This window comes from Streptomyces sp. NPDC051172, assembly GCF_040682555.1.
GTDB lineage: Bacteria > Actinomycetota > Actinomycetes > Streptomycetales > Streptomycetaceae > Streptomyces.
In genome coordinates this window covers 1-1,792 of sequence record NZ_JBFBBE010000306.1, presented here as the reverse complement: position 1 = coordinate 1,792, position 1,792 = coordinate 1, and the positions used below count along the sequence as shown (strand labels likewise).

Sequence of the window (1,792 nt, the reverse complement as noted above, 5' to 3'; positions counted from 1 at the left end):
GACTCCGTCGGGAATCTTGAGGCCCGGGGTCATTTGCCTTGGCGCCACCACAGGGGTCGGGGCAGGCCGCGTGCGTCGAGGTACTGCTGGAACGCCGTGGGCGGGCGGGGCCGATGGGAGCTGTCGGCGGGTTCTTGAAGGCTCAGCCGCTCGACGTTGATCGCGAGTGCGGTCAGGACGTGCTGGACGTGCGTCTTCGCGAGGCCGCGGTAGCGGCACCGGCGTCCGCGATGGCCGTCCGCGAACTCCTCGATGGTGCCTTCGGCCCCCGAGCGCAGCCCGTAGAGCCTGCGCCAGTTGGCATCCTGCTGGTCGGCACGGTTCTTGACCTGGAGTTCGTGCAGGCGGCGGGGCGGGAAGTACAGGCTGCGAAACGGGCCCGGGGTGCACGCGGCGCGCTCGGGGCAGCGGCCGCACTGACGGGCGTCGAACCGGACCACCACCGATGTCGGCTCCGCCACAGGCAGGTCCCGCCAGTTGCCGCTGACCTGCCCATTGGGGCAGGTGACCTCGCGTCGGTCGAAGTCGATGATGAAGTTCTCCCGGCCGAAGCCGTCCTTGGCCCGGTGCTGCGGGCTGGTGCTGGAGGGAAGCGGCCCGACCAGGGTGACGCGGTGGAGGCGGGCGGCTTCGTCCATGCCGGCGACGGACGTGTAGCCGCCGTCGACCAGGTGCTGGCTGGGCAGCAGGCGCAGCCGCCGGAGGCGGGCGTGGATGCCGGGCAGGGCCTGGCTGTCCGCGCCGGAAGCGACGGTGGCCACATCAGTGATGAGGTTGATCCGCTTGTCGTCGCAGGTCTCGGTCACATGCGCGAGATAGCCGGTCCAGCGGGTGTCGCCGCGCCGCGTGAAGCGGGCCTCGGTTTCGTACGGCGACTCGATCCGCACCCGGGAAGGCGGCCGGCCGTCGTGCTCGGTGCGCGGCTTGAACCTACCGCGCCCGTCCACCAGGAAGTGCTGCACCAGGACCTGCCGTAGTACCTCGGCCTGTGCCGGAAGGGCGCCGTCGGGGAAGCGGACGAACAGGCGCTTGAGCAGCTCGCGGGCGTCAACACCTACCTGCTCCAGCCGGGCGACGGGGTGGCTGGGCTGGGAACACAGACGCACCGGCCGCCCGTAGCGTTCCGCCCATTCGGTGGTGACCAGCTCATCCAGCAGGTCCGGCATGTCTCGCGCCATGACCTCCAGCACGGCGCGGACCGCCTCGGTCACCAGCTCCAGGCGCGTCAACTCCCGCGCGGCCGACAGTACGTAGGTGGAGTCGGTGCGCTGCTTGCCGCGTCCCTTGAGCAGGCCGGCCCGCCGGATCCGGGTCAGTGCGAGGCCCAGCAGCCGGTCGGCGCGGTCGCCTTCGGCGAGCCGGTCGCGGAAGTCGGACAGGACGCTGTGGTGGAAGCCGGGATCTTCCAAGTCCAGCGCGAGGGCGTACTTGAAGTCGATGCGGCAGCGCACCGCCTCGGCGGCCTGGCGGTCCGACAGGTTCATCACGTACTGCAGCACGCAGACGGTGGCCAGCTGGGCGGGCGAGAGGCCGGGGCGGCCGTCGCGCGGGTACCAGGCGGTGAAGTCCTCGTCGTTCCACAGGCCGTCGAGCCGGTCGCGGATCCACATCGCGGTGGTGCCGTGGGGGTTGCTGGCTCGGGCGACCCGCATGGTCAACGGTGGGATCTCGGCTCCGGGATGGGGCTGGAGGGACATGTCGGGCTCCTGCGAAACATGGGCGGAACGTTCCAACGAGCCTGACGCAACGTCACGATCGTTTACTGCCCGTCCTCAAGATTCCCGACGGAGTC

1 protein-coding gene is annotated in these 1,792 nt (G+C 70.5%); it reads right to left on the bottom strand.

The window, feature by feature from the left end:
* Positions 1 to 29: 29 nt before the first annotated feature.
* Complete coding sequence (locus AB0N07_RS50590) at positions 30 to 1,697, bottom strand: IS1182 family transposase (RefSeq protein ID WP_365847705.1); 1,668 nt, start codon at positions 1,695 to 1,697, stop codon at positions 30 to 32.
* Positions 1,698 to 1,792: the final 95 nt, after the last annotated feature.

What these genes read in the sequence shown, in the direction of transcription:
- AB0N07_RS50590 (WP_365847705.1), bottom strand. Translation starts at nt 1,697, where the DNA reads ATGTCCCTCCAGCCCCATCCCGGAGCCGAGATCCCACCGTTGACCATG.